Below are 23377 nucleotides of genomic sequence, written 5' to 3'. Positions count from 1 at the left end.
TTTCTGTCTCCTGAGGTCATTGCTTTTATTGTTTTGCAGGGCTAAACACCAGGCTCCTGATGCAGCCTGCGACAGGCGCTCCCGTCCTCGCGGAACAGGTGACAGCGCTCTGGCGGCAGGCCAATGCCCATCACGGCGCCCTCTTCTACCAGCACGACGTCCTCCTGGCGGTAAACCAGGTTCTGACGGATAGCGGGGATTTGGATATGAATTTGCGTTTCGTTTCCGAGCTGCTCGACCACCTGTACCTCGCCCTCGAGCGTGACGTCGGCGATATCGCTGGAAAGCAGGTGTTCGGGACGAATGCCTAACGACATATTGCTGCCGACCTGTACGCCTGCGCTCTCAACCGGCAGCCAGATGCGCTGATCGTTGGGCAGACGAACCTGCACCTGATCGATGGCGGTGGCGGTGACCTTGACGGGCAGGAAGTTCATCCTCGGCGAGCCGATAAAACCGGCGACGAAGCGGTTGGCAGGATAGTGATAAAGCTCCAGCGGCCGGCCGATTTGCGCGATGCGTCCGGCGTCCAGCACCACGATCTTGTCCGCCAGCGTCATCGCCTCGATCTGATCGTGCGTGACGTAAATCATGGTGCGCTTCAGGCGCTTGTGCAGACGTGAAATCTCAATGCGCATCTGCACGCGCAGCGCGGCGTCGAGGTTGGAGAGCGGCTCATCCAGCAAAAAGACGCGCGGCTCGGCGACCAGCGTGCGGCCGATCGCCACGCGCTGACGCTGTCCGCCGGAAAGCGCTTTAGGACGACGATCCAGCAGATGCGCCAGCTGCAGCACTTCCGCCACCTGGTTGACGCGCTGCTGGATCTCGCCGCGCTTAACACCCGCCAGTTTCAGGCCGAAGGACATGTTTTCCGCCACGGAAAGGTGTGGATAGAGCGCATAGGACTGAAACACCATGCCGATGCCGCGCTCAGCCGGCGGCACCTCGTTCATCCGCCGATCGCCGATCAGCAGCTCGCCGCTGGTAATGGTCTCCAGACCGGCGATCATGCGCAGCAGCGTGGACTTACCGCAGCCCGAAGGGCCGACGAATACCACGAACTCTCCTTCGCCGATTTCCAGATTGATGTCCTTTGAGACCAGGGTATCGCCCCAGGCCTTGGTGACATTGCGTAACGCGACGCTCGCCATTGCTTTCTTCTCCGCTTGCTCACTCTTGCCCGCATCGCCGCAGGCAGACTCCGGCGACCACTATGGGAAAGGTTCAGTCGCCGCACATCCTCCGCCGTGGGCGGTTTAGCTGGGGGATGAGAGAGGAGGAGGAGATCGCCGCGCAGGACGGTGCGAAGGCGGCAACCTGCTGTTTTTTGTGATCGAACGCGCAGAGTCGCGGCGACGAGAGTGTGCGCCAGCCCGTGATAACGGTGCCGTTTTGCAACGGCGATCACGGCTTTGCGTCAGCAGGCGTAGAGCGCGGGAGGATGAGAAGCCGCAGCGGATCGCCACAATGTGCGGGAAAACGATTTCCGTTTCCGCTAACAGGATGGAGTTATGAAAATGAAAACCGGCGCACGTATTTTTGCCCTTTCCGCCCTTACGGCCATGCTGTTTTCGGCCTCGGCAATCGCGAAGATAGAAGAGGGAAAACTGGTTATCTGGATTAACGGCGACAAAGGCTATAACGGGCTGGCCGAGGTGGGTAAAAAGTTTGAGCAGGATACCGGCATTAAAGTGACGGTAGAGCATCCGGACAAGATGGAAGAGAAGTATCCGCAGGTGGCCGCCACCGGCGACGGCCCGGATATTATCTTCTGGGCGCATGACCGCTTTGGCGGCTACGCCCAGTCAGGGCTGCTGGCGGAGATCTCGCCGGATAAAAGCTTCCAGGAGAAGCTCTTTCCCTTCACCTGGGATGCGGTGCGCTTTAACGGCAAGCTGATCGGCTATCCCGTGTCGGTCGAGTCGCTGTCGCTGATCTACAACAAAGACCTGCTGCCCACTCCGCCGAAAAGCTGGGAAGAGATGGCGGCCGTTGACAAGCAGCTGCGCGCGAAAGGCAAAAGCGCCATTATGTTCAACCTGCAGGAACCCTATTTCACCTGGCCGCTGCTGGCCGCAGGCGGCGCTTATGCCTTTAAAAAGACCGACAGCGGCTACGACGTTAAAGACACCGGCGTAGATAACGCTGGCGCGAAGGCGGGCATGCAGTTCCTCGTCGATCAGGTCAAAGCCAAAACCCTCAACGCCGACACCGATTACTCTATCGCTGAAGCCGCCTTCAATAAGGGGCAGACCGCGATGACCATCAACGGCCCCTGGGCCTGGAGCAATATCGACAAGAGCGGCATCAACTATGGCGTAACGCTGCTGCCGACCCTCAACGGCAAGCCGTCGAAAACCTTTGTTGGCGTGCTCAGCGCAGGCATCAACGCGGCCAGCCCGAATAAAGAGCTGGCGAAAGAGTTCCTGGAAAACTACCTGCTGACCGACGCCGGTCTGGACGCGGTGAACAAAGATAAGCCGCTGGGCGCGGTGACGCTGAAGTCGTTCCAGCAGACGCTGGAAAAAGATGAGCGTATCGCCGCCACCATGAACAACGCGCGCAGCGGCGACATTATGCCAAATGTTCCGCAGATGGCGGCGTTCTGGTATGCGATGCGCACCGCCACGCTTAACGCCCTGAGCGGTCGCCAGAGCGTAGACGCCGCGCTGAAAGATGCGCAGGCGCGCCTGAATAAGTAATGCCCCCTCGAAGCCGGCTTGCGCCGGCTTACCACTGGCTGTTAAGGAACACCGAATCATGTCAGGAAAACCGAAAACAGGAGGCGCCAGCCAGCTGCTGAAGCGCGTTCTCGTCGGGATCTGCTGTCTGCTGGTCGGCTACCTTCTGGTGCTGATGTATGCGCAGGGCGAATATCTGTTTGCGCTGGTGACGCTGATTGTCAGCGCGGCGGGCATCTGGATTTACGCTAACCGACGCGCCTATGCCTGGCGCTATGTCTATCCCGGCCTCGCCGGTATGGCGCTGTTTGTGCTCTTCCCCCTCGCCTGCACCGTGGCGATCGCTTTTACCAACTACAGCAGTACCAACCAGCTTACCCAGGCGCGCGCGCAGCAGGTGCTGCTGAGCCGTCAGTATCAGGACGGCGCGGGAATGAACTTCGCGCTCTATCCGGCGGGCAGCCGCTGGCAGCTGCTGTTAGCCAGCGAGAGTGAAAATTACGTTTCGCCGCCGTTCGATTTTGGCGGCGATCAGCAGCTCAGTATGATCCGCGCCGCGCCGCCTGTGGGCCAGCGCGCAACGCTGAAGGTCATCACCAGCAATCGCCAGGCGCTCAGTCAGATCCGCGCCCGGCTGCCGGACGGCCGCGAGCTGGTAATGAGTTCGCTGCGGCAGTTCTCCGGCACGCGCCCGCTCTATCTGCTTACCGCCGACCAGCAGTTGAAAAATCAGCAAAGCGGCGAGCTGTATCAGGCGAATGATAAAACCGGCTTCTTCCAGCGCGTCAACGCCGACGGCAACTGGGGCAGCGAGCAGCTTAGCCCGGGCTTTACGGTGAATGCGGGCTGGAAGAACTTTGTGCGCGTCTTTACCGATGAGGGGATCCAGAAGCCTTTCCTGGCGATTTTCGGCTGGACGCTGCTCTTCTCGCTACTGACCGTGGCGCTGACCGTCGCCGTCGGCATGGTGCTCGCCTGCCTGGTGCAGTGGGAAGCGTTAAAGGGGAAAGCGATCTATCGCGTGATGCTGATCCTGCCCTATGCCGTCCCGGCCTTTATCTCGATACTGATATTCAAGGGCCTGTTTAACCAGAGCTTCGGCGAGATCAACGTGCTGCTCAACGCGCTGTTCGGCTTCCAGCCCGCCTGGTTCAGCGACCCTCTGCTGGCGCGCGCCATGCTGGTGATCGTCAATACCTGGCTGGGCTATCCCTACATGATGATCCTCTGCATGGGGCTGCTCAAGGCGATTCCAGACGACCTGTACGAAGCTTCGGCGATGGATGGCGCAGGACCGTTGCAGAATTTCTTTTTGATTACGCTGCCGCTGTTGTTGAAGCCGCTTATGCCGCTGATGATCGCCAGCTTCGCCTTTAACTTTAACAACTTTGTGCTGGTGCAGCTGCTGACCAACGGCGGCCCCGATCGGCTTGGCACCACAACGCCTGCGGGCTATACCGACCTGCTGGTGAATTATACGTGGCGCATCGCCTTTGAGGGCGGCGGCGGGCAGGATTTCGGTCTGGCGGCGGCGATCGCGACGCTGATCTTCCTGCTGGTAGGCGCGCTGGCGGTGATTAACCTGAAAGCCGTGCGGATGAAGTTCGACTAAGGAGGCGTTATGGCTATGGTACAACCTAAATCGCAGAGGCTGCGTTTGCTGCTGACTCATCTGCTGCTGCTCGCGTTTATCGCCGCGATTCTTTTCCCGCTGCTGATGGTTATGGCAATTTCACTGCGCGCCGGCAACTTCGCGACCGGCAGCCTGATCCCGGAGCAGATATCCTGGGAGCACTGGCGGCTGGCGCTGGGGTTCAGCGTCACCCATGCCGACGGCCGCGTGACGCCGCCACCTTTCCCGGTGCTGCTGTGGCTGTGGAACTCCGTTAAGATCGCGGGCATCAGCGCGATTGGCATAGTGGCGCTTTCCACTACCTGCGCCTATGCTTTTGCTCGCATGCGCTTCGCTGGACGCGCCAGCCTGTTGAAAGGGATGCTCATTTTCCAGATGTTCCCTGCCGTTCTCTCGCTGGTGGCGCTCTACGCTTTGTTCGATCGGCTGGGGCAGTATTTGCCTTTCCTCGGGCTGAATACGCATGGCGGCGTAATTTTCGCCTACCTTGGCGGCATCGCGCTGCATGTCTGGACGATTAAAGGTTATTTCGAAACCATCGACGGTTCGCTGGAAGAGGCGGCCGCGCTGGACGGCGCGACGCCGTGGCAGGCGTTCCGGCTGGTGCTGCTGCCGCTCTCGGTGCCGATCCTGGCGGTGGTGTTTATTCTGGCGTTTATCGCCGCGGTAACAGAGGTGCCTGTCGCCTCGCTGCTGCTGCGGGACGTTAACAGCTATACCCTGGCGGTCGGTATGCAGCAGTATCTGAATCCACAGAACTATCTGTGGGGGGACTTCGCTGCCGCCGCTGTGCTCTCTGCTATCCCGATTACGCTGGTGTTCCTGCTGGCGCAGCGCTGGTTGGTCAGCGGCCTGACGGCGGGAGGCGTTAAGGGTTAATCTCTTCATCAATGCAGTGCCACTGCTTCCTCAATACTAACCATAATTGAGGGTTTTTGGCGGCCTTCGGGCCGCCGTTTTTATTGGGCTTAAACCCGGCGTTCGGCATATTCGGTGTCTGACAGGTTCAGCGCGTTGATGCCTGGCAGTTCAGATCGAGCGGGTACATTTGCCGAACGTGAGGCTTTTAATACGCCTTCGTACGTTCTGAGGAAGAGCGGGCTAAAGGAGTCCTTTTTGTGCAAAAGTCACCCGGGTCGCCTCATTAAGATCCATGCTTTTCAGAACGTCAGGGGAAACCCAGGCAACCTCCTGAAATTCTTCGTTAAACGTAATCGCCCGGTTTGAACTTATGCAGTCAAATATAAGGTAAATCATGTAAATTTCTTCGGTGGCGCCGTCTGGATAGGTTTTAGTTCGGATATCATCACGAAAAGCCCAGGGTTTAACCTCGGTGATAAGCAGTTCCTTCCCTAACTCTTCCATGATTTCCCGCCTCAGGGCGATTTCCATCGTTTCGCCAGGCTCCATGCCACCGCCAGGCAGAGCCCATTGCCCCGGGAAAACCCCACGATCTGAGGCCATTTTACAAAGTAAAAATTCACCTTCATTTTGTATTACTGGGCATACGATTACTCTCTGACGCATGTTAGCTCCTTATTAAAAGGCCTGAGTTCCGTTGGGATGAATACCTGTCACCACTTGATATCGAAGATATACCGGAAAGTTATCTGTAAATTGCTGATATTGCGCATGACAGCCGGCAATCTTTTTAAGCCTGGTCGCCGGTCAGCTATTTCGTGCGGCCGTAGAGGCTTTCAGGCTGAAGCCTGCTGAACTGACGGAGCATAGCCACAGTCAGCAACAGCGTGCCGACAACGCTGCACAAGGCGCTAACTGTTTCGCCTCTTCTGTTACGCTGTCACGTAAAAAGAGGTGGCAAGGGTTGATTTTGCACTTCTCTCACGGGCGCTTACGCCAGGCGAAAGGAGGAGATGCCAGCAGCCAGGCAGGCGTACGCGTTTGTACGGCACTGCGCAGGGACGCGAGAGGTTCGCTACAAGGTTTTGTGAAAAGTTTAACTGAACACTTCAGGCTTATTGCCAGGAAATTGTCTTTTCCTGCAAAGCGCTGATGAAGCAGACCTGTCTGTTTAACCGTTGCGGATGTATTAAAGCGTGAGTGCTGCTGGATAAGGCTGACCACATCGCATGGCCAGCCAGAGGCTTATTTCTGCGCCTGGTCTTTGCGTTCGTCGAGAGTCTGGCGATATTCATCCAGGAAGGGTTGTTCAGCTGGGTCGATGCGATCCATGCCGCTGGTGAAGCGGTGCCAGTAGGGATAACGCGGAGCCGGACGCGTCACTTTTTCAATGCGCTGACGCTGCTCATCGCTGAGGGTTAGCTCAAAGGCGTTCAGATTTTCACGCAGGTGAGTTTCGCTGCGGTTGCCGACGATAAGCGCGCTGACCCCTGGACGGTCCGCCAGCCAGGACAGGCAGACCTGGGCAATAGAGGCGTTAATTTCTTTGCCGACCTGCTCCAGCACCTCGATAACGTTATAGGCGTGTTCCATATTGTGCACATAGGGTTCTGGCCAGCCGCTGCCCTGACGGGTCGACTCAGGCGCTTTGCCGTTACGGCTGACCGCGCCGGTTAGCAGGCCTTCGCCCAGCGGCCCCCAGATCAGCGTGCCGATCTCCTGGTCGAGCGCCATCGGCAGCAGCTCGAACTCTGCTTCACGCGACTCCGGCGTGTAGTAGATTTGCTGGCTGACCGGCTTGAGCAGGTGTCGCTCGCTGGCGCAGCCCAGGGTCTTCATCATCTGCCAGGCGGTATAATTAGAAGTACCGAAGTAACGAATTTTGCCGCTTTTCACCAGATCTTCGAGCGCGCGCAGCGTCTCTTCTACCGAGGTGACGCCATCCCAGTTATGGATCTGATAAAGGTCAATATGGTCGGTTTTAAGGCGTCGCAGGCTCGCTTCGCACGCCTTGATAAGGTGGTAACGGCTGGCGCCGCTCTCATTCGGGCCATCGCCGAGCGGGCTGCGCGCTTTGCTTGCCAGAATGACATTGTCGCGCTTGTCGCCGAGCGCTTCGCCGACAACCTCTTCTGCGCCGCCCATGGAGTAAAGATCGGCGGTATCGATCATATTAACGCCGTGATCCAGCGCGATATCGATAAAACGACGCGCTTCGCTGGCGTTAACGTTGCCGGTTTTTTCAAATCCCGCTTTGCCGCCAAACGGCACGGTACCCAACACGAACTTTGAGACCAGCAGGCCCGAGTGGCCCAGTTTCCTGTATTGCATTTACTTTCCTCCTTTACAGCTTAAAAAGGCGATCGTAGTCGCAACGGTTTACGCATGTTTAAGGGGAAAAGCGTAGGAGAGGATTAGGGGTGGTGCAAATGCGGTGGGGTTACCCTGTAACGTTTCAGGGGTGATTAGCTATTGCTAATGCCCTGTTTACTGCTTTTTCTGCTGAGAGCCCGCATAAGTCAGTTTGCCTTATTTCAGACAGGCTGCTGATGCAAATTTATGGTTAGTCCTGCAGGGAATAGCCTTTGTTTGACAACCATAATCCGCCAACGTAATGGCTACCTCCTCGCGGCAAAAATTATTCAAACAGTAACACGCCAGTTCAGTATTTTCTGAGAGACATCGTTGCCTATCCATTGTGCCGGACTGGCAGGTAAAGCAAGCAGTTCGATGGGAAGTTTGAAAATATGTGTCTCCCTAACTGGCCTGCTTTTTCCACAGGGTGTAATAGCGACCTTTTGTGTAGAGACATTAAAGTTGTATCCTTTAACCTGAAAAAGACTTTAAAGTTGTAAACTTTTAAAAAAAACACATACAAAACATGATACTAAGTGTGTATCACACGCTGTTCCAACATTATGCCTTGATGTTCTTGCAGGAACTGCAATTTACAGGAGGAAAAAGGTGTTTTTGTAGTTATCTGGCGTTACGTGACAGTGTTGGTCAGATACTTCCACCTCTTCAGAGTTAAAGTTTGATATATGGGAAAAAAACGCTCCCGGACGGGAGCGTAAGCCAGTGACTTCGGCGTCAAATGAGGGTCTAACAAGTGGAGCTGCGGGTTAATTCTGGGTGATCTGGCTGCGATGCTTTTCAGCCTGCTGCTGATGAATAACGGAAGATTGACCATTATTCGCCTTCTCATGCACAACAGCGGCTTTCTCATGCTCGTTCATTTCGGAAAATGATTTTGCTGTTTCGTTAGAAGCTGCTGGCTTGGATTTCATCATTTTTTTATGCATTTCAGCCATGTCCTGATGGGCAGCAGAATTGCCGTTTTGCATCATTTCATGGGACATTGCGGCCTGATCGTGACCGCTCATATCCATCATTTTCATGCTCTCCCCCTGAACTGCACTTTTTTCAGCGGATGATTGCATCTGATGGGCAGGCGCCTGGGCATTATTTACCTGGTCATGCATGTTCATTGTCTCTGCAGCCCAGGCAGATGAAGCGACAGCCATCATGGCAATAAAGGATACAAGGATCTTTTTCATGGTTGGGTCTCCGGTGTTTTCATACCCGAACAATCAATGCTTATAACAGAGAAAGCATTTGATCTCAGGGCTGGTTGATCATCACGCCAGGAACCGGGCGATTGAATTATCACGCTGTCCTGATTTATGGCTGATTATAAAAAACCGCCTCTGTTTATCGCGTGACTGAACGATGACATTTTTGTCACCTTCCGGGTTTCTCCTGAATAACGGTATTAATCCATTAACAGACGCACACTGAACACAATTTCCCGCCCCTGCTGTTCTGCTGACAGCTCGCCGCCGTGAGCATGAATGATCGACCTTGTAATTGATAATCCCAGCCCCGCGCCTTCCGTGTTGTAGAACCTTGATGAGTCTGCGCGATAGAACCGGTCAAACAAACGTTCCAGATTAGCGGGAACCTGGCCGGACATCGTATTCGTAATCATCACGTTCACACAGTCACTGTCACGCTCAAGGTGTATCGCTGTACAGGTGTTATCGGGAGAATACTTGATTGCATTGGAAAGCAGGTTACTGAAAGCACGTCGGAGCATATCGCTGTCTCCGGCAACAACGCCCTCTCCTTCAACCGTGATTGTCTTTCCTGTTTCGTCTGCCAGGGGCTCGAACAACTCACGTAATTCATTCAGTTCGGCTGCCAGATCCACATCATGTTTATCCAGCCGCAGCAGACCATGCTCTGAACGTGCCAGAAAAAGCATGTCACTGGTCATTCGTGACAACCTTTTCAGTTCTTCCAGGTTAGCGAATAAAATTTCGCGGTAATGCGAAACATCCCTTTCCTTAGCCAGTGCAAACTGCGTCTGCATCATCAGATTACTGACTGGTGTGCGCAGCTCATGCGCGATGTCAGACGAGAAATCTGACAGTTTCCGGAATGCCCCCTCCAGGCGATCAAACATATTATTGAACTCCTGCATGGTCTCAGAGATTTCCGGCGGAGCCAGATCGGGATTTAGACGCTGATCCAGGCTGTGTACAGTCATGGAGGAAGCCAGACTGGTCATTTCCCGTAACGGTTTCAGACCAATACGTGTGGTCAGCCAGCCCAGAAAAACAGAAATAAAGACCAGACCGATATTGAACCAGAACAGCCAGGTACTGAGTTTGTCCATAAACAGGGTGTGATACCCAGTATCCGTGGCAACCGTAATGATGACATGTTTGCTTTTACCCTGTTCCGGCGTCACGGCAACCCGCCGCGAGATACTGCGGTACACGGTGTTATTTTCTTCCGTCTGGATCATATAGTCGAGAATATCACCCGACTTATTAAGCAGGACCGCTGGAACAACAGAATTTTTGGCATAGAGTTCAACAATTTTTTCATTTTCCATGTTTTTTATAGAAATGAATAAACCATTGTGCCCTACCATCGCATCGTTTATTTTTTCTGATAATGACTTAATATCCGTTTTGTTCCGGAACGTCTCTGTTTTAAGAAACTCTTCGGTGAGCTGAAGTTTACCTGTCAGAAAATCGCGGTCCTGATTATCGAAATAGCCATTAAGGGTGCTAATCAGGATAAAACTTGATAACCACCATACCGTAAGCATCACCGCAGAAAAAATCAGGCTCAGGCGTGTGGTCAGGGAAATTTTGAACCTCACTCTTCTCTGATCTCCAGGACATATCCGGCACCGCGAACGGTATGGATCAGTTTTGGCTCAAAGTCATCATCAATTTTACTTCTCAGACGTCTCACGGCGACATCAATCACATTCGTATCACTGTCAAAATTCATGTTCCAGACCAGGGACGAGATAAGACTCCTGGGTAACACTTCTCCGGTGCGTTGCAGCAGCAACTCAAGCAGAACGTATTCTTTACCGGTGAGATGGATCTTCTTCCCCGAACGGATCACGGTCCGGCGCACCATATCAACGGTCATATCGGCGATGGTGCAGACTGTTGCGGCCTGCGAGCGTGCCCGGCGCAGTAGGGTTCTTACACGTGCAACCAGCTCCGTAAAATCAAAGGGCTTAATCAGGTAGTCATCTGCGCCAAGCTCCAGTCCTTTCACTTTGTCCCGCACGTTGTCCTTTGCGGTTAAAAACAGGACCGGTTCTTCGTGCCCGGACTCCCTCAGTGCGCTGATGATTTGCCACCCGTCGAGGAAAGGCAGCATCACGTCCAGTATTATCAAATCATACTGTCCCTTCGACGCGGCCCCGAGACCATCGCGGCCATTATTAAAGAGATCGGCCTGATAGCCTTCCTCAACCAGTCCCTGCTGCAGGTAACGACCTGTTTTTTGTTCGTCTTCAACGATTAAAATACGCTGCATGGTCAACTCGCTGATATGAAAGTAAAAATCTCACGCATGAGCTTTGGCTGTCCCCTAGCTGACCTGAGACGGAGCAAGCATTCCGAGCCACGCTACGGCGCCCAGAATGATAATCGCAACAACGAATTCTGTCAGGATGCTGTTTCGCATCAGGGCAACGCTGCGATCATAATTCCCTTCCCTGACCATAACTTCAAGCCGGGGACCCAGGTGAAACCGGTTTGCTGCAGCCAGAAGAAGCATCAGAACAAACAGAGCCGTCTTGGCAAGCAATATCCTCCCCCAGGAACTGTTGAATAAGGGAGTTAAGTTACCCTCAGCAATATACAGATAGTTGACCAGCGCACTCAGGATCAGGGCTACAACAATCACCGTTCCTGCCGTGGCAAATTTTGCCAGGGAGTCAGATATCACAATGACGCTCTGTGCATTATGCTCGTTTCTGCGCATCAGCAGGATAGCAAATGCAACCAGAGCACCTGTCCAGGCACCTGCAGCGCCGAGATGGGTCAGATCGCTCAGTAAATGGAGATAGTAATGCAGACCGTCATGCATAACGGCGTGTCCTCCCCAGGCAAGTGTAGCCAGCGCCACGCCCCCACTCATCGTCATCAGCAGGCAGGACAATAGTCTCTTATTAGTGTAAAGGAACAAAGCACCGAGTGTGGTAAACAGGGCACAGAGCCTGACAATCCAGCTAATACCCACATCAGTTTCTTCTATCACCATCTCGATAACATGGATGGATAATTCTCTGAGGTCAGTTACTCCACTCATGGCATTAGATACCAGGAGCATATTAATGCCAGTAAGAATGATGCCTGTAACAACAGCAAAGGTTATAAACGACCTGAAATTAGTCAGGTTATAGGTTTCATGTCTGACACCGCTTATTCCATATATCTGAAAAAATGGCAATCCAAATATTACCATCAAATCCAGATAAAGAAGAAAACGAATAACAATCATAATCAGGTCGTTCATAATATTACTTCACTGTAAAGGTGTAATTACCGGTAATAGGGTGCGTATCTGAAGAAACCGCGCGCCAGTCAACACGATAAGTGCCAGCGGGTAAAGGCTCTCGCGGAATAATGACCATCGATTTAGGGTCAGCGCCTGGCGCCACTTTTGCCGCGACCGGCATCGGAGAATGTGATGACATGCCTTTCATACCCGTCATCGTTAATTTTGCACCTGAGAATTTCACGGTCAGATTTTCCGAGAAATTAAGCTGAATCTTTTCCGGGGCCGCTACGGCTGAATCAGCCTGTGGCACAGAGCTTTTTAATTCCGGATGGGCCATAGCAGAGAAAGCAACGCCCATAACGAGGCCACCTGTAAGAATGGCTTTATTTAAAATCGACATTTTATTTACCTGTTTAGTTGAGTGTTTTATATCAGTGCGTTAAAACCAGATTCTGGCTCCCGCCAGGAATACTACCTGATGGTCTTTCTCACCTTCTCTTTTCGCCATATCGGATGTTTTCCCGTAAAGTTGATTCCAGGAAACGCCTATATAGGGTGCAAACTCACGGCGTATTTCATAGCGCAGCCGGAGCCCCAGCTCTGTGTCAGTCAGTCCCCTGCCGCGACCCCGCGATTCATCATCCTGACTGTAGAAATTCACCTCATAGGATGGCTGGAGTATGAGCCGGTTAGTCAGTAAAACGTCGTATTCTCCTCCCAGACGAAGGGCTGCTTTTCCGCCATTACTGACAAAACCCGTAATTTCAGACTCAAAATTATAGAGTGCCAGCCCCTGAAAACCGACAGCAGCCCAGGTCCGGGCAGAAGCAGGTCTGAAATCCTGCCTGACACCCGCAACCAAATCCCACCATGGGCCAACCGCATGTCCCCAGAGTAACTGCGCTTCAGCCGCCTCCGTTTCCCCATTGCTTCGTTCACCTTCACTCTTTAGCCAAATCCGATCTGTGTCGCCTCCAATCCAGCTGTTAACACTCCAGCTGAAATTGTTGGTGTTATCCGACCGTTGCCATTCCAGTTGATCCAGCAGAACCAGATAATTAATCGCACTGTCGTGAATCGCATGCCCCTGTAAATTGCCGAATGCAGCCTTCCGGTCGGCATCGGTAACAGGCGGAATTGGCGTTCTGCTCTCAGTTACAATGGGCTCCATTGACGTCATCTCAGTGAAATTCTCATCTGCTGGCATCTGCATGGCAGACATGTCGTGCCCGGCGTGGGGATCTGCAGAGACGGAGCCCGCCGCAATAGAAAGCGGTGAGGTAAACAAACCGGCGACCAGAACAGGTATGGCCTTCAAATTTCTCTTCATTCGCATCATTCCTCCACCCGGACTTCACGAAACATTCCCATTTCCATGTGATAGAGCAAATGGCAGTGATACGCCCAGCGGCCAAGCGCATCTGCTGTCACTCTGTAACTGCGTTTTGTACCAGGGGGAACATCTATTGTGTGTTTACGAACCATGAAATTACCGTTTTCATCTTCCAGATCGCTCCACATACCATGCAGGTGAATCGGGTGAGTCATCATGGTATCGTTGATCAGCGTGATCCTGAGCCGCTCACCGTATTTCAGCAGCACCGGTGCGGCATCTGAAAACTTGATTCCGTTAAATGACCAGGCAAACTTTTCCATGTGGCCGGTTAAATGCAGTTCTATGGTACGGCCAGGTTCACGTCCGTCAGGATCCTCAAAGCGGCTTTTCAAATCCGCGTACGTGAGAACCTTTCTTCCGTTATTTCGAAGACCAATACCCGGATCATTTAATTTCGGAGAGACGCTCATCGCCTGCATATCAACCAGTGGGTTATCCGTTTCTGACGCAGGATGACTTTGCATACCCGGCATTCCGGCCATCCGGGAATGATCCATACCGGCCATGCTGCTGTGATCCATGGGCGCGGAGGATGTCCCGCTATCCGGAAGGTCAGCACCGTCCATAGACATCATCTCTCCGCTGTTATCCATGCCTCCCATCTGGCTGTGGTCCATTCCTGCCATATCATGTCCCATTCCCCCCATACCCATATCTTCCATGGTCAACAGAGGACGGGGATCGAGGGGGGGAACGGCAGCACTTAACCCCTCTCTCGTGGCCAGTGTCCCTCGAGCGTAACCGGTCCTGTCCATGGATTGTGCGAAGATGGTATAGGCCTCACCCTGAGGCTCCACAATGACATCATAGGTTTCGGCAACGGCAATCCTGAATTCGTCAACGGTAACCGGGTTTACATACTGGCCATCTGCAGCCACGACCGTCATTTTCAGCCCGGGGATACGGATATCGAAATAGGTCATTGCCGAGCCGTTGATAAACCGTAAGCGTATCTTTTCACCGGGACGGAACAGTCCGGTCCAGTTTTTCAGCGGGGCCTGCCCGTTCATGAGATAGGTGTAGGTGTAGCCACTGACATCCGCGAGGTCAGTCGGATTCATTTTCATTTCAGCCCACATTTTCCGATCGGCAATGGTGGCTGACAGCCCCCTGGTATTCACGTCGCGGAAAAAAGAGCCAACGGTTGGTTTATTGAAATTGTAGTAATCCGACTGTTTTTTTAATTTTTTCAGCAGGCTGTGAGGATTTTCATCGGTCCAGTCAGACAACATGACCATATGCTCACGATCGTAAGCAAACGGTTCTGGCTCCCTGGCATCGATGATAATGGCACCGTATACCCCCTCCTGTTCCTGCAGACCGGAATGGCTGTGGTACCAGTAAGTCCCGTTCTGCTTAACCTTAAAGGTGTAAACGTAGGTATCATCAGGCTCTATGCCCATAAAACTCAGCCCCGGAACACCATCCATATTGGCCGGAAGAATAATGCCGTGCCAGTGAATGGACGTCTGTTCATTAAGACGGTTTTTGACCTTCAGGGTAATGGTGTCACCTTCTTTCCAGCGAAGAACGGGCCCCGGCAGGCCTCCATTGATTGTTTTGGCCTGACGCTCACTGCCCGTGATATTGACGGCCGTTTCACCAATGGTCAGGTCAAACTGAGTACCCTGCAGGGATGCGGCAACTGGCAGGCTCAGACTGGAACGCGCATTGAAACTCCATACGCCAAGACTTCCGGCTACGCCAGAGAGGGTTAACCCCTTCAGGAAAGTTCGTCGAGACGTTTTCAACAGCATGCGCATTCCCTTATTTAAAGTATGGTTACTGACAGAATTCGAGAACCGATTTAAATTAAATTACTGGTTCATCCACTTACAATGAAATGAAGCTAGCACACCTTAAGAAACAAATTCATTACAATCGTGTAATGTACATAGCTGTATTACATTTACGTCATCTTCCCCACAGGTTGATTATTTTTATATATGATCATAAGGACATCTTTTATGTACCTCAGAAGGTAATTACACATGAATATATTAATCACGACCACTGCGTTTACAGCTTTATTTTGTGGGGCAGCTTTTGCTCAGTCCAGTGATATTGCCCATGAAGCACATCGATTTGTTAATAATGCCTCAGCCGTCAGTCATGTGAATTCCTCGACGCATGAAAACTTACCGGACAGGGTTAATAAAAACAACACGCCCTCATTCTCTGAAATGAATGAACATGAAAGGGCCATTGTTGCTCATTCATTTATGAACAACAGCGCGTCCTATGCGCATCAGAAAATGATTGAGGAACATAAAAAAATGCTGTCCGGCAGTGATGCAAATTCAAAGACCTCGTCTTCTTCTTTTAACGAACTGAATGCCGGAGAAAAAGCCACTCTCGTGCATGAGCAGGTCAATAATGCCGGTGCGGAAGCACATCAGACGCAGGCAAGAAAGCTTCGCGGGCTGTATTCGACCAGGTAACTGCAGGCGGGTTAGTGCTTAGCGTCAGGTGCGCAGCAGGGCTTTACTGACGGGTTACGTAGCAGGACATGAGCCCCATATTGCTCTGCCGTAACCTGTTTCAGTCCCGTTAATCATCACCGTCGGGCTGGTCATACAGTTCCCAGAGCTTCAGGAGCAAACGGGAAACAAGATATGTTACAAAAATGACGACCATCAACGGTGCTCCCGATTAACTGACAGATGACACGCCTCCTGAAAACCCCTAGCATACGCCGCAGTGTTCATGCTAACGGCGAATTCCAGTAAATGTATTCTACCGATGTCGTAAAAGAAAATGCCTACCTTTCAGCCACCCGCTCGGGGCTGGAATCGAACGAGATCGCTACTCTTCAGCGCTCCTTGCCTTCCCGGTTTAATCTGCGGCATTTGAAAAAAAATGAATCATTAAAACTCGTACTGCAAAAGAAAGCGGGAAAATCACGTGTCGTGGCCTATAAATTTACGTCCGGTTCATTTAATTACACGGCGTATCGTATATCAGATAAAAAGTTCTATAACCTTTCCGATACTTCCGGGAAAGGCAGTCTCGATTATCCGTTACCGGCCACAGCAAGACTCAGTTCGCCTTTCAATCCTGCAAGACTTAACCCGGTATCGGGAAAAGTGAGTCCCCATAATGGCATTGATTATTCCATGCCCATGAACACGAAAATAGTCAGCGTCATCGACGGAAAAATCACCCGGGCCGAATACAACAGTACCATGGGATATTTTGTTGAAGTAACGGGAAAAGCCGGTGTTAAAACTCGCTATCTCCACCTCAATAAAATACTCGTTACTAAAGGGGCCAGGGTTACACGGGGAGGTGCTATTGCGTTATCCGGTAACAGCGGACGTTCATCCGGTCCTCATCTGCATTACGAGCTGGTCATCAATAACAACTCTGTTAACTCTCTGGCGTTCCGGGCAGCGGCACCCGCTGATAACAAACTCGAACAGCATGCCTTTGCGCATGCCAGAGACTACGAACGATACCTGGACTGATAACGGGACCGCGACGCGGCCCCGTCTGCCGGATTAATTTTTTTTATCGTTTTCACTTCCGTGATGTTGATGATCTCCATGCCCTCCGTGGCCGTGGAAAAGATGCATTAGCGGGCAGACCAGCAATAACAGATATGGCCAGTAACCTGCCACATGTGACCAGTGTTCGCGCAGGAGAGCAAATGCCGCGATCGCGGCGACAGCAATAAGCGCATAGGTGGTACTTTTCATACTGGACTCCTTCTGTTCGTAACTGACCCTTCACTCAGTGTTATTTCCCGAGCCTGACACTTTTCAGACGCAACGCATTCACAATGACGCTGACGGAGGAAAGAGCCATGGCCGCCGCCGCAATAACTGGCGACAGCAGTATTCCATACACAGGATAAAGCAGACCTGCAGCCACAGGCACGCCAAGTGCGTTGTAGATAAATGCAAAAAACAGATTCTGACGGATATTTTTCATGGTGATCTCTGACAGATGACGGGCCCTGTTCAGTATCATCAAGTCGCCTTTGAGAAGGGTGACTCCGGCACTTTCAATTGCCACATCTGTACCCGTTCCCATGGCTATACCCACGTCAGCCGCTGCCAGCGCCGGGGCATCATTCACACCGTCTCCGGCCATCGCAACCACATGGCCAGACGCTTTCAGTCGGGTTATCACTGCTTTTTTGCCATCCGGCAGAATTCCGGCTTCAACCTCATCTATTCCCAGTTTCCGTGCGACTGCTTCAGCAGTAAGCTGGTTATCCCCGGTGAGCATAACAATGCGGATCCCCGCCTGACGCAAAGCTTTAAGCGCATCCGGCGTGGTTGTTTTCACGGGATCCGAGATAGCTATCAGGCCTGCAAGGTCCCCGTCTGTGGCCACATAGATAACGGTAGCGCCTTCCATCCGCAACGTATCCGCAACGGCCTTTTGATTATCAATAACGATACTGTTTTCCTGCATAGCCAGTTCATTACCAATAACAACCCGTTGACCTTCGACATCGCCTGAGACACCTTTACCCGACGGTGCATCGAAATGAGTGACTGCGGGTATTGCGATCCCCTTTTCCTGTGCTGCTTTAACTACTGCCATACCCAGCGGATGCTGCGAGCCTTTTTCCACTGCGGCTGTTACACGCAAAAGAGATGTTTCCCCACCCGGATTGAGACTGATAATCCCTGTCACCGTAGGCGAACCTTCCGTGAGCGTGCCTGTTTTGTCGACAACCAGCGTGTCCACTTTTTCAAGACGCTCAAGGGCTTCGGCATTCCTGATTAACACCCCGGCCTGGGCTCCTTTGCCCACCCCCACCATTATCGACATCGGCGTGGCCAGCCCCAGCGCGCAGGGACAGGCAATAATCAGGACCGACACAGCCGCAATGAGACCGTGCGCCATCCTGGGCTCGGGCCCCCAGACAGACCAGATCACGAAAGCAACAACCGCGATAAGTATCACCAGAGGAACAAACCAGCCTGAAACGCTGTCAGCCATTCTCTGGATGGGGGCACGCGAACGCTGTGCATCAGCGACCATCTGAACAATTCGTGAGAGCATTGTTTCATCACCGACTTTCTCTGCACGGATGATGAGACTCCCTGTCTGATTAATGGTCCCCCCGATGACAGGGTCACCCTCCGTTTTGGTAACCGGCATAGATTCCCCGGTCACCATCGATTCATCAACGGTTGTTTTGCCTTCGATCACAATACCGTCGACCGGAATACTCTCTCCAGGTCTGATGCGGAGCTTATCGCCAGGCAGAACATCTTCCGCATTAATATCCGTTTCATGACCGTCATGATCCAGCCGCCTGGCGGTTTTGGGGGCAAGATTCAGTAGTGCAGTAATGGCACCTGAGGTTTGTTCCCGTGCCCGCAGCTCAAGAACCTGTCCCAGCAGAACAAGCACCGTAATAACTGCTGCGGCTTCAAAATAAACGGCCACCAGGCCATCCATGTTTCTGAACGATGCAGGAAACCAGGAGGGGAAGACGGTTGCAATGACGCTGTACACCCAGGCTACGCCGGTGCCCATTGCAACAAGGGTAAACATATTCAGGGAGCGGTTACGTAACGACATTCCGGCCCGGGCGAAGAATGGCCAGCCACACCACAACACGACAGGAGAGGCCAGAAGCAGCTGCAGCCATGTGTTGTACTGTGGCGGTACTGTATTCCTCAAGGCGGGAAACAGATGAGATCCCATTTCGAGTACCAGAACCGGAAACGCCAGCAACAACCCCAGCCAGAAGCGTCTTGTCATGTCGCGAAGTTCATCACTTGGCCCCGTGGATGCCGTAGCTACGAGCGGCTCCAGTGCCATTCCACAGACAGGACAGCTTCCGGGACCACTGCGGCGTATCTCCGGGTGCATCGGACATGTCCACACACCTTCAGAATTCTCTTTCTCCGCCTGGTGGTGAGGCTGTTTTATCTGATCAGGGCTGACTTCGTGATGATCGTGGTGATGGTGATGGGAATGTTCACTGGCATCTTCGGTAAGATAACGATCGGGATGGGCTTTAAATTTACTCTCACAGCTGGCGGAGCAGAAATAAAGTTGATGGTCCTGGTATCGAATGCTGCTGTGCGCCCTGTCGGGCAGGATGGCCATCCCGCACACGGGATCTCTCACCTTATGCAATACGTGGCTCTCGTCCGGGGATAATGTCTGCTCAGAAGCAGTCTGGTTGTTGTGTTGCACTGCATTGTCATTTTTCACAGTAACTCTCCTTATGCATACCGAAGCATCTTCTGTCTTCAGGGTATGTCATGGATGCGATTACCACGAATGCCGCCGGCATAAGAGTGCCTGCTGCCGGCGTCCCGTTATCAGCCGTTCCGCTGACTATTCGATTCGCTGGAAGACTTTTTTACTTCCATCCGGTGAGAATGCGATAACATCGTAAGCCTCTTTTCGGGCTCCCATCTCCATTCCAGGACTTCCTGCTGGCATACCGGGGGTGGCGAGACCGTATATACCTGAACCAGACTGCATTGCCTTATGTATCGTTGTCGCAGGCACATGGCCTTCAATGATCAAATTACCGGCAACCGCGGTATGACAACTTCGCAGTCCTGCAGGAATAGCATGCTTTTCTTTCAGGGCTGACAGCGCCTGATCATTCATGACGTGAGTTCGTACTTCAAACCCGTCTTTTTCCATCGCTTTGCCCCACAGGGAACAACAGCCACAGTTTTCAGATTTGTACATATCAATCACTTTTTCACTCGCCATCGCGGGCAGTGAAAGGCCGAGAGCCAGCGCCATCAGAACCACTTTTTTCATACTCACCTCTGTATATTATCGATTTAAACCCTGACGTCAGGGTGAATCAGTAAAGAAGGACACCCACAGGGGGTGCCCTTTCAGGTTCAGGACACGCTTTTTTTATGTCTGCGCAGCCAGATTAATTTGTAGGCGGCAGGAATAATGAACAGGGACAGCAGCGGAGCCGTGATCATCCCACCAATCATGGGTGCCGCGATACGGCTCATGACTTCTGAACCTGCACCGGTTCCCCAGAGTATTGGCAGCAGACCCGCAATGATCACCGCCACGGTCATGGCTTTCGGCCGGACACGCAGTACGGCACCATGATAGAGGGCTTCATCAAGGCCTTCCGGTGTGAACGTCTCTTTACGGGACAATTCCGGGTGCGCTTCAATGGCATGACGCAGATACATCAGCATGACCACGCCAAACTCTGCTGCCACCCCGGCCAGGGCGATAAATCCGGTTCCGGTCGCCACAGACATATGGAAGCCCTGCCAGTACAGGAACCATATCCCGCCAATCAACGCAAACGGCAGACTCATCAGAATCAGCAGGGCTTCGTCAACACGGCGAAATGCCAGATATAACAGGATGAAAATGATCATCACCGTCATCGGTACCATCAGTTTTAATTTCTTGTTGGCGTGCTCGAGTAATTCAAACTGTCCTGAGAATGCCACACTGGTCCCCGGTCTCAGTTTCACTTTCTCGCTGATGACCGTCTTAATATCGTTAACCACTGACACCATGTCCCTGCCGCGGGCATCAACATAAATCCAGCTGGCTGGCCGGGCATTTTCGGTTTTCAGCATGGTTGGTCCGGAAACGACTTTAATATCGGCAACATCGCCCAGTGTGATCTGCTGCTTCATCGGGGTCAGGATCGGCATCTGTTTCAGCGCCTGCGGACTGTTGCGGTAATCCTGTGGGTAACGAATGTTAATAGGGTACCGGGCCACGCCTTCCACCGTTTCCCCTACCGTCGCACCGCCGATGGCTGATGAGACGAACAGCTGGACATCACCTACTGTCATCCCGTACCGGGAAGCTTTTTCCCGGTTAATGTCCACATCAATGTAACGTCCACCTTCCAGTCGCTCAGCCAGGACAGACACCACACCCGGTACCGTTTTGGTTACCGCCTCGATACTCTGCGCCGTCGCGTCGATATCCGACAGAACAGTCCCGGACACTTTGATACCTATCGGGCTTTTGATCCCGGTTGAGAGCATATCAATACGGTTACGGATTGGCGGCACCCAGAGGTTTGCCAGCCCCGGTAAACGGACGGTCCTGTCGAGTTCTTCAATAATCTTGTCAATCGTCATGCCTGGACGCCACTGATCCTCAGGTTTGAGCTGGATCGTGGTTTCAACCATTTCGAGCGGTGCGGAATCCGTGGCGGTCTCTGCTTTACCGGTCTTGCCAAATACAGAGGCCACTTCAGGAACGCTTTTGATTAACTTGTCCGTCGTCTGCAGGAGCGCTGCAGCTTCAGCCGGAGAGACACCCGGCAGGGTCGACGGCATATACAACAGGTCGCCCTCGTTAATCTTCGGCAGAAACTCACCGCCCACCTGGCTCAGCGGCCAGATAACGGTGAAAATGGACAAGGCCGCAACCAGCAGGGTTGTTTTTGGCCAGTGGAGAACCCGCAACAGCAATGGATGATACGCTTTGATCAGTACCCGGTTCAGGGGGTTACTGGTCTCTGCAGGAATTTTCCCCCGGATCCAGAATCCCATCAGAATCGGAATGACGATGATGGCCAGCGCGGCCGCGCCCGCCATGGAGTACGTTTTCGTGAATGCCAGCGGGCCAAACAGACGTCCTTCCTGACCTTCCAGGGTAAAGATAGGAATAAAGGACAGGGTGATGATCAGCAGGCTGATAAACAGTGCGGGTCCCACTTCAACGGAGGCATCGGTAATCACCTTCCAGCGGGTGGCGTTGTCAATCTGCTCACCCGGATGCTGATGATCCCACTCCTCAAGCCGCTTATGCGCATTCTCAATCATCACAATGGCGGCATCCACCATCGCACCGACGGCAATCGCTATCCCTCCCAGCGACATGATATTGGCGTTCAGTCCCTGGAAGTGCATGACGATAAAGGCGATACACAGACCAAGCGGCAGAGAGATAATCGCCACCAGGGCAGAACGTACGTGCCACAGGAACAGGGCACAGACGATGGCCACCACGATAAACTCTTCCAGAAGTTTGGAACTGAGGTTATCAATCGCCCGGTCGATGAGCTGGCTGCGATCGTAGGTGGTCACGATTTCAACGCCTTCCGGCAGGCTGGCCTTCAGCGTCTCAAGTTTATCCCTCACTGCCGTGATAACGTCGCGTGCATTTTTACCCGACCGCAGGATCACCACGCCGCCAGCGACTTCGCCCTGGCCGTTCAGCTCGGCAATACCACGCCGCATTTCAGGCCCGGTCTGCACGCGGGCAACATCCCGCAGATAAACCGGCACGCCGTTCTCGCCTGTTTTCAGGACGATGTTATTAAAATCATCAATGCTCTGAAGATAACCGCTGGCACGGACCATATACTCAGCTTCGGCCATTTCAACGGATGAGCCACCGGCCTCCTGGTTAGACGATTCAAGGGCCTGTTTCACTTCGGGCAGGCTGATACCATACTGAGACAGTTTTACCGGATTGACCTGAATCTGGTACTGTTTCACCACGCCGCCAACCGAAGCGACCTCAGCCACGTTCGGGATGGTTTTCAGCTCAAATTTCAGGAACCAGTCCTGCAGAGAACGCAGTTCTGAAAGGTCGTGTTTTCCGCTGCGATCGACAAGGGCATATTCAAATATCCAGCCCACCCCCGTGGCGTCCGGACCGATTTCAGAACTCACACCGGCGGGCAGTTTTCCCTGTACCTGGTTCAGGTACTCCAGCACGCGGGAACGGGCCCAGTACAGATCGGTGCCGTCTTCAAAAATGACATACACATACGAATCACCGAACTGTGAAAAACCACGCACGGTTTTTGCGCCAGGCACGGACAGCATGGTGGTGGTAAGTGGATAGGTGACCTGGTTTTCTACAATCTGCGGGGCCTGGCCGGGATAGCTGGTTTTGATAATGACCTGCACATCTGACAGGTCAGGCAAGGCATCGACAGGCGTGTTAATAATCGTCCATGTGCCCCAGATGCTGAGAAACAGGGCCCCCATCATGACCAGGAAACGGTTGGCGACAGAGCGCCGGATAATCCATTCAATCATC

Annotated in this window: 19 protein-coding genes; 5 read left to right on the top strand and 14 right to left on the bottom strand. The window is 52.9% G+C overall.

Going from position 1 to position 23377, the window contains the following annotated elements:
- Positions 1–41: 41 nt before the first annotated feature.
- Positions 42–1151 (bottom strand): maltose/maltodextrin ABC transporter ATP-binding protein MalK, encoded by a 1110-nt coding sequence (gene malK, locus D7S44_RS16305; protein WP_120456610.1) that lies wholly within the window; start codon positions 1149–1151, stop codon positions 42–44.
- 360 nt (positions 1152–1511) lie between these two features.
- On the opposite strand from malK, the gene malE reads away from it, so the two are divergent.
- The 3 genes from malE to malG are packed head-to-tail and all read left to right on the top strand — an operon-like array spanning position 1512 to position 5193.
- The gene (gene malE, locus D7S44_RS16300) at positions 1512–2702 is read left to right on the top strand and encodes a maltose/maltodextrin ABC transporter substrate-binding protein MalE (protein WP_147402116.1); all 1191 of its coding nucleotides are present in this window, start codon (positions 1512–1514) and stop codon (positions 2700–2702) included.
- 58 nt (positions 2703–2760) lie between these two features.
- Positions 2761–4293, top strand: a complete 1533-nt coding sequence (gene malF / locus D7S44_RS16295) for a maltose ABC transporter permease MalF (protein ID WP_120456608.1) — start codon at positions 2761–2763, stop codon at positions 4291–4293.
- Between the two features lie 9 nt (positions 4294–4302).
- A complete protein-coding gene (gene malG, locus D7S44_RS16290; RefSeq protein WP_120456607.1) occupies positions 4303–5193 on the top strand; it encodes a maltose ABC transporter permease MalG in 891 nt (296 codons plus the stop codon).
- 222 nt (positions 5194–5415) lie between these two features.
- Here malG and nudI read toward each other — a convergent pair whose 3' ends face one another.
- From nudI to pcoA, 9 genes are all read right to left on the bottom strand, one after another.
- Positions 5416–5841, bottom strand: a complete 426-nt coding sequence (nudI, locus tag D7S44_RS16285) for a nucleoside triphosphatase NudI (RefSeq protein WP_120456605.1) — start codon at positions 5839–5841, stop codon at positions 5416–5418.
- A gap of 579 nt (positions 5842–6420) precedes the next feature.
- Positions 6421–7506: an aldo/keto reductase gene (locus D7S44_RS16280; protein WP_120456604.1), complete on the bottom strand. Its 1086-nt coding sequence runs from the start codon at positions 7504–7506 to the stop codon at positions 6421–6423.
- A 791-nt stretch (positions 7507–8297) separates the two neighbouring features.
- Positions 8298–8732, bottom strand: coding sequence for a copper resistance system metallochaperone PcoE (pcoE, locus tag D7S44_RS16275; protein ID WP_004388336.1), 435 nt, complete (start codon positions 8730–8732; stop codon positions 8298–8300).
- Between the two features lie 215 nt (positions 8733–8947).
- Entirely contained in the window at positions 8948–10348 is a 1401-nt protein-coding gene (gene pcoS, locus D7S44_RS16270) for a copper resistance membrane spanning protein PcoS (RefSeq protein WP_002436614.1), read from the bottom strand.
- The gene (gene pcoR / locus D7S44_RS16265; protein WP_001188930.1) at positions 10345–11025 is read right to left on the bottom strand and encodes a copper response regulator transcription factor PcoR; all 681 of its coding nucleotides are present in this window, start codon (positions 11023–11025) and stop codon (positions 10345–10347) included. Before pcoR ends, pcoS begins: the two co-directional genes overlap by 4 nt.
- A gap of 54 nt (positions 11026–11079) precedes the next feature.
- A complete protein-coding gene (gene pcoD, locus D7S44_RS16260; protein WP_233445827.1) occupies positions 11080–11958 on the bottom strand; it encodes a copper resistance inner membrane protein PcoD in 879 nt (292 codons plus the stop codon).
- 55 nt (positions 11959–12013) lie between these two features.
- Positions 12014–12394, bottom strand: coding sequence for a copper resistance system metallochaperone PcoC (pcoC, locus tag D7S44_RS16255; protein WP_000025662.1), 381 nt, complete (start codon positions 12392–12394; stop codon positions 12014–12016).
- 39 nt (positions 12395–12433) lie between these two features.
- Entirely contained in the window at positions 12434–13324 is an 891-nt protein-coding gene (gene pcoB / locus D7S44_RS16250; RefSeq protein WP_074133539.1) for a copper resistance outer membrane transporter PcoB, read from the bottom strand.
- A gap of 5 nt (positions 13325–13329) precedes the next feature.
- Positions 13330–15147 (bottom strand): multicopper oxidase PcoA, encoded by a 1818-nt coding sequence (gene pcoA / locus D7S44_RS16245; RefSeq protein ID WP_045268716.1) that lies wholly within the window; start codon positions 15145–15147, stop codon positions 13330–13332.
- 234 nt (positions 15148–15381) lie between these two features.
- Between pcoA and D7S44_RS16240 the strand changes: the two genes are divergently transcribed.
- Both D7S44_RS16240 and D7S44_RS16235 read left to right on the top strand, forming a co-directional pair.
- Complete coding sequence (locus D7S44_RS16240; protein ID WP_045268715.1) at positions 15382–15831, top strand: copper resistance protein; 450 nt, start codon at positions 15382–15384, stop codon at positions 15829–15831.
- Positions 15832–16119: 288 nt separating this feature from the next.
- Positions 16120–16857 carry a peptidoglycan DD-metalloendopeptidase family protein gene (locus D7S44_RS16235; protein ID WP_044865871.1) on the top strand — a complete coding sequence of 246 codons (738 nt, stop codon included), beginning with the start codon at positions 16120–16122 and terminating at the stop codon, positions 16855–16857.
- A gap of 33 nt (positions 16858–16890) precedes the next feature.
- Here the strand turns inward: D7S44_RS16235 and D7S44_RS16230 are convergent, their stop codons facing one another.
- From D7S44_RS16230 to silA, 4 genes are all read right to left on the bottom strand, one after another.
- The gene (locus tag D7S44_RS16230) at positions 16891–17088 is read right to left on the bottom strand and encodes a DUF2933 domain-containing protein (RefSeq protein ID WP_000843494.1); all 198 of its coding nucleotides are present in this window, start codon (positions 17086–17088) and stop codon (positions 16891–16893) included.
- A gap of 40 nt (positions 17089–17128) precedes the next feature.
- On the bottom strand, positions 17129–19576 hold the full coding sequence (gene silP, locus D7S44_RS16225; RefSeq protein ID WP_044865872.1) for an Ag(+)-translocating P-type ATPase SilP: 2448 nt from the start codon (positions 19574–19576) through the stop codon (positions 17129–17131).
- Between the two features lie 126 nt (positions 19577–19702).
- Entirely contained in the window at positions 19703–20143 is a 441-nt protein-coding gene (locus D7S44_RS16220) for a DUF411 domain-containing protein (RefSeq protein ID WP_000758228.1), read from the bottom strand.
- Between the two features lie 86 nt (positions 20144–20229).
- Complete coding sequence (gene silA / locus D7S44_RS16215; RefSeq protein ID WP_044865875.1) at positions 20230–23376, bottom strand: Cu(+)/Ag(+) efflux RND transporter permease subunit SilA; 3147 nt, start codon at positions 23374–23376, stop codon at positions 20230–20232.
- Position 23377 lies beyond the last annotated feature (1 nt).

Source organism: Pantoea piersonii (assembly GCF_003612015.1).
GTDB classification, from domain to species: Bacteria; Pseudomonadota; Gammaproteobacteria; order Enterobacterales; family Enterobacteriaceae; genus Pantoea; species Pantoea piersonii.
Note: the sequence above shows the minus strand (reverse complement) of the source record. Positions and strands in the feature narration are given on the sequence as shown.

Coding starts and splice junctions, on each gene's coding strand:
- malK (WP_120456610.1), bottom strand. CDS start 1,151: ATGGCGAGCGTCGCGTTACGCAATGTCACCAAGGCCTGGGGCGATACC.
- malE (WP_147402116.1), top strand. CDS start 1,512: ATGAAAATGAAAACCGGCGCACGTATTTTTGCCCTTTCCGCCCTTACG.
- malF (WP_120456608.1), top strand. CDS start 2,761: ATGTCAGGAAAACCGAAAACAGGAGGCGCCAGCCAGCTGCTGAAGCGC.
- malG (WP_120456607.1), top strand. CDS start 4,303: ATGGCTATGGTACAACCTAAATCGCAGAGGCTGCGTTTGCTGCTGACT.
- nudI (WP_120456605.1), bottom strand. CDS start 5,841: ATGCGTCAGAGAGTAATCGTATGCCCAGTAATACAAAATGAAGGTGAA.
- D7S44_RS16280 (WP_120456604.1), bottom strand. CDS start 7,506: ATGCAATACAGGAAACTGGGCCACTCGGGCCTGCTGGTCTCAAAGTTC.
- pcoE (WP_004388336.1), bottom strand. CDS start 8,732: ATGAAAAAGATCCTTGTATCCTTTATTGCCATGATGGCTGTCGCTTCA.
- pcoR (WP_001188930.1), bottom strand. CDS start 11,025: ATGCAGCGTATTTTAATCGTTGAAGACGAACAAAAAACAGGTCGTTAC.
- pcoD (WP_233445827.1), bottom strand. CDS start 11,958: ATGGTAATATTTGGATTGCCATTTTTTCAGATATATGGAATAAGCGGT.
- pcoC (WP_000025662.1), bottom strand. CDS start 12,394: ATGTCGATTTTAAATAAAGCCATTCTTACAGGTGGCCTCGTTATGGGC.
- pcoB (WP_074133539.1), bottom strand. CDS start 13,324: ATGAAGAGAAATTTGAAGGCCATACCTGTTCTGGTCGCCGGTTTGTTT.
- pcoA (WP_045268716.1), bottom strand. CDS start 15,147: ATGCTGTTGAAAACGTCTCGACGAACTTTCCTGAAGGGGTTAACCCTC.
- D7S44_RS16240 (WP_045268715.1), top strand. CDS start 15,382: ATGAATATATTAATCACGACCACTGCGTTTACAGCTTTATTTTGTGGG.
- D7S44_RS16235 (WP_044865871.1), top strand. CDS start 16,120: ATGTATTCTACCGATGTCGTAAAAGAAAATGCCTACCTTTCAGCCACC.
- D7S44_RS16230 (WP_000843494.1), bottom strand. CDS start 17,088: ATGAAAAGTACCACCTATGCGCTTATTGCTGTCGCCGCGATCGCGGCA.
- D7S44_RS16220 (WP_000758228.1), bottom strand. CDS start 20,143: ATGAAAAAAGTGGTTCTGATGGCGCTGGCTCTCGGCCTTTCACTGCCC.
- silA (WP_044865875.1), bottom strand. CDS start 23,376: ATGATTGAATGGATTATCCGGCGCTCTGTCGCCAACCGTTTCCTGGTC.